Below are 4,377 nucleotides of genomic sequence, written 5' to 3'. Positions count from 1 at the left end.
TCCGCTGGTAGATGCCCCAGGTTGCCTCGACTTGAACGTGAGTGTCCGTGGTGAACAGGTCGGTGAGGCGTTGTTCTTGTTTGTCGGTGAGCAGGTCCGCCCCCGTATGCAGGGTCCGCCGTGAGCTGTAGAGTGGGTCGCCCTTGCGTCCGCGGTGACCGCAGGTAGCTTGCTGGATCCGGCGTCGGCACCCATCCAACGCGTCCCCGGCGAGACGGACGACGTGGAACGGGTCCATGACCGCTACCGCGCTGGGAAGCTCCTCGGCGGCCGCGGTTTTGAAGCCGGTGAATCCGTCCATGGCGACGACTTCCACCCCGTCCCGCCACGCCTGTGGGCGTTTGGCTAACCACTGCTTGAACACGGCTTTTGAGCGGCCCTCGACCATGTCCAACAACCTTGACGGCCCAGTCTTTTCGCGGATCGGCGTGAGATCGATGATGACGGTCACGTACTTGTCCCCGCGGCGGGTATGCCGCCACACGTGCTCATCGACGCCGATCACCTTCACCCCGTCGAACCGGAGCGGGTCATCGATCAAGACCCGCTTTCCCTCGGCCAGGACCGCGGTGTTCGCGGTATTCCACGACACCCCAAGGCCCTCGGCGACCCGGGCGACGGTGAGGTGTTGACAGACGATGCCCTCCAACGCCCAGCGCAGGCCCCGTCGGGAGAGTTTCGCCCGCGGCTCGGCGGCCTTAGCGGTGTTCTGCCGCCACACGTGAGCGCATCCGGTGCACCGGTAGCGGCGGACCCGGATCAGCAGCGTCGTTGGCCGCCAGCCGAACGGTTCGTGCGCCAGGCGCCGGGTCACCATGTCACGGGCAGTGCCTTGGGATCCGCAGCGCCGGCACCACGAGTCCGGTTCCACTACCTCGCAGACCAGCACCGCACCATCGGGCTTCACCTCCTGACCGATGACTTCCAGACCGAGTTCATCAAGTCGGCAGAACGTGGTCAGATCGGGTGCAGCGAAGGTAGCGTTGAGCACGTTGAGGTCTTCCGGATGGCGAGCGTGAGAACTTCCATCATCGGAAGGCCTCGACCCCTATCCCCGGACCGACGCGCCCATCCCGCTCACACCCCGACTACACCCTCAATTGCGATGAGCCACTTTAGGCGTCTGGTTGCCTCGTGCTTCCCATGACCGGGCAGCCGTGCTGCACTGTACCGTCCCCGGGCCTGGTGAGGCGCTAGCCGTCGTCAGACCCTCTGTTATCTAGAACACAGTCAGCGTTTCCGCCCCATCGAAATAACACGAGAAGCTTCCTTGCGTGATCCCTACCACTCCCCTTACCCTTGGTACATCTTGTCCGTACTACTTGTATGTACACCTCGTCCCGCCGCACCGACGTCGTCGGTGTCTTTCCCAACTCGCTTCCGAAGTCCCGCATTCCCCTGTTCGACGGCATGAACCGCATTCCCGGCGGCCTCATGCTGATCCCCCTGATCCTCGGCTCGATCGTAGGAACGTTCGCCCCCGGCTTCCTCGAACTCGGCAGCTTCACCACCGCCCTCTTCGCCGAGTCAGCCCTCCCCCTCATCGCCGTCCTGATCTTCGCCACCGGTATGCAGATCACCGCCAAGGCGTCGGGCCCCGTGCTCGCCACCACCGGCGTCGTCCTGCTGTTCAAGACGATCATCCCCGCAGCCCTCGTCGCGGGCCTCGGACTGCTCGTCGGCGTCGAGGGCATCCTCGGGATCTCGATCCTCGCCCTCCTCGCCTCCTTCGACAACAGCAACGGCGGCCTCTGGCTCGCGTTTACCGGACGCTACGGCGACTACCGCGACCGCGGCGCCTACATGGCCTCCGCCATCAACGACGGCCCCTTCTTCACCCTCCTCTTCCTCGGCATCTCGGGCCTCGGCAACATCCCGTTCCTCACCCTCCTCGCCGCCGTCATCCCCCTGATCCTCGGCTTCATCGTCGGCAACCTCGACGCCAAATGGACCGAGGTCATGCGGCCCGTGCCGAACATCGTCATCCCGTTCTTCGCCTTCGCCCTCGGCACCGGCATCGACCTCGGCAATGTCATCACCGGTGGCATCGGCGGCATCTTCGTCGGCATCGCCGCCACCCTGATCACCGGCACCCTGGTCTACTTCGGCTACCGGTTCATCCTCCGCCGCGGCGGAAAGTCCGGCATCGGTATCGCCTCGGCCACCACGGCCGGCAACTCGATCGCCACCCCGGCCATCGTCGCCGCCGCCGACCCCACCTTCGCCCCCTTCGTCGAGGTCGCGACGGCGCAGGTCGCCTCCGCTGTCCTGGTCACCGCGATCTTCGCTCCCCTCCTCGCCACCTGGGTGCTGAAGCGCCAGGGCGGCCTGGACACCGACGACGCCGTCGGGGTTGTCCCCACCTCCGCCTCCGAGCTCCCGCCCGCGGGTGATCCTTCGGCTCCGCCGAGCACCCCCCGGCGGACGCAGGAGGACTGACGGTGACGGCCTCCCCTCGTGCACCCATCATCGGCATCGCGGCCGACGACGTCACCGGCGCCACCGATTCCGTGGTCCAGTTCTTCCGCTCCGGCTGGTCCTCGCGGCTGCTTCTGGGCGAGCTGCTGCCGGAGTCGGTGGAACCGGGTAGCGCCCTGGCGGTGAACACCGACGCGCGGGCTATGGACCCGGTCTCGGCACGGGAAGCGACGGCCCGCGCCGTCGCCGGCCTGATCACCGCCGGCGCCGACCACCTGTACCTGAAGGTCGACTCGACGATGCGGGGCAGCGTCGAAGCCCAGGTCGCCGGGGCCCTCGACGCCTGGCAGGAACGGCACCCCGGCTGCATCGCCGTCGTGTGCCCGGCCTACCCCGCCATGGGACGCACCATCGAGAACGGCCTGCTGCGAGTCAACGGCAGCCCGATCGAGGACACCCCCGCAGGCCGGGATCCGGTCACCCCGGTTCCCACGAGCGAGTTCTCCGCGCTCCTGCCCGGCACCACGAGCATTTCCCTCAGTGGCTCACCGAAGAAGGACGCGCAGGCGCTTCGGGACGCGGCGAACGGCCGCGTGGTGGTCGTGAACGCAGCGTCCGACGACGACCTCCGCACCCTCGCGGCGGCCCTAGTCGCGGCAGGCCCCACGGCGGTACCCGCNGTACCCGCCGGATCAGCTGGCCTCGCCGCGGCGATGGCGGAAGCGTGGGCGCAGGCCGCACCAACCCTGACTCCGCCGGAAGCCGCGCCAGCCGCTCTGGGGCAGCGCATCGTCGTCGTCGTCAGTTCACTGCACGACGTCGCGCGCGCCCAGACCGACTACCTGCGGGAGCAGCTCGACCCGGAGAACCTTCGCATCCTGCAGCCCGACGACTCACTGCTCGACCAGCCGAACCGGCTCCACCAGTGGGCCGCCGGAGAGCTCGAGTACCCGCAGACCCTGCCGCGCGTCGTCATCGTCCTCTCCCCCGAGGCGGTCGGTGGCTCCGAGACCCTTAGCGGTGCCGCCGTCGCGCGCAGCCTCGCGTCGGTCGTCCAGCAGATGCTGGACAGCACGGAAGTCGGTGCGCTGGTGCTGGTGGGCGGCGACGGCGCCCGCGCGGTCCTCGACTCGTGCTCCGCCGAGGCGCTGCGCATCACCGGCGCCATCCAGGAAGGCATTCCCGTCGGCGTCGTCGAAGGCGGCTCTGCTGCCGGGAAAATCGTCGTGACCAAGGCCGGCGGGTTCGGCCCGGTTTCCGCCCTGCTCGACACCGTCAACGAACTCACCACGACCCTCGCCCAATCTACGGAGGCATCCTCATGAGCATCCCCACCCTCGCCGTGACCATCGGCGACGTTGCCGGCATCGGGCCGGAAATCACCGCCAAGTCGCTCCTCGGGCATGACGACATCCGGCAGGAATGCGTGCCTATCGTCATCGGCGACGAAGCCGCCATGCGCCTTGGCGTGTCGAACGTCGGCGGCGACCCGGACAAGGTCCGCGTGCTGTCCTCGATCGAGGACGCGACGAACGAGCCCGGCATCATCGAACTCCTGCAGACCGGCCCATCGCTGGCCGACGTCAAGCTCGGCGAACTCAGCCCTGCCGCCGGCGATGGTTCCTACCGCTTCGTCGTCGAGGCCTGCCGACTGGCCCGCGAGGGCAAGGTCCAGGGCATCGTCACGGCCCCGCTCAACAAGGCGGCCATGCACGCGGGCGGACACAAGTGGCCCGGCCACACCGAGCTGCTAGCCCACGAATTCGGCGTCGAGAACTTCAGCCTGGTGCTGTCCGCTGGCGACCTCTACTTCTTCCACCTCACCACCCACGTCTCGCTGCGGCAGGCCATCGAGGACCTGACCCCGAAGCGGACGTCCAACGTCATCGAACTCGTCAGTGCCTTCACCAAGGCGCTCGGCAACCCGGACGAGCCCATCGGCCTCGCCGGGCTGAACCC

At 67.9% G+C, this 4,377-nt stretch carries 4 protein-coding genes; 3 read left to right on the top strand and 1 reads right to left on the bottom strand.

Translation table 11 applies throughout. The annotated features are described in order from the left end of the window. Positions 1 to 991: ISL3 family transposase (locus Y704_RS0102415; protein ID WP_035771311.1), on the bottom strand; the 991-nt coding region annotated here is incomplete at its 3' end. A gap of 335 nt (positions 992 to 1,326) precedes the next feature. On the opposite strand from Y704_RS0102415, the gene Y704_RS18435 reads away from it, so the two are divergent. From Y704_RS18435 to Y704_RS0102400, 3 genes are all read left to right on the top strand, one after another. Continuing rightward, positions 1,327 to 2,439, top strand: a complete 1,113-nt coding sequence (locus tag Y704_RS18435) for a 2-keto-3-deoxygluconate permease (protein WP_081747366.1) — start codon at positions 1,327 to 1,329, stop codon at positions 2,437 to 2,439. 2 nt (positions 2,440 to 2,441) lie between these two features. Beyond that, positions 2,442 to 3,743, top strand: a complete 1,302-nt coding sequence (locus Y704_RS0102405; RefSeq protein WP_035771309.1) for a four-carbon acid sugar kinase family protein — start codon at positions 2,442 to 2,444, stop codon at positions 3,741 to 3,743. Beyond that, positions 3,740 to 4,377, top strand: a 638-nt coding sequence (locus tag Y704_RS0102400; RefSeq protein WP_026548928.1) for a PdxA family dehydrogenase, incomplete at its 3' end; no start/stop codon positions are given. The genes Y704_RS0102405 and Y704_RS0102400, both read left to right, overlap by 4 nt.

Source organism: Arthrobacter sp. Br18 (assembly GCF_000520555.1).
Classification (GTDB): domain Bacteria; phylum Actinomycetota; class Actinomycetes; order Actinomycetales; family Micrococcaceae; genus Arthrobacter_D.
Note: the sequence above shows the minus strand (reverse complement) of the source record. Positions and strands in the feature narration are given on the sequence as shown.

Bases quoted from the DNA above. Each gene is read 5' to 3' on its own strand.
- Y704_RS18435 (WP_081747366.1), top strand. From the start codon at position 1,327: ATGTACACCTCGTCCCGCCGCACCGACGTCGTCGGTGTCTTTCCCAAC.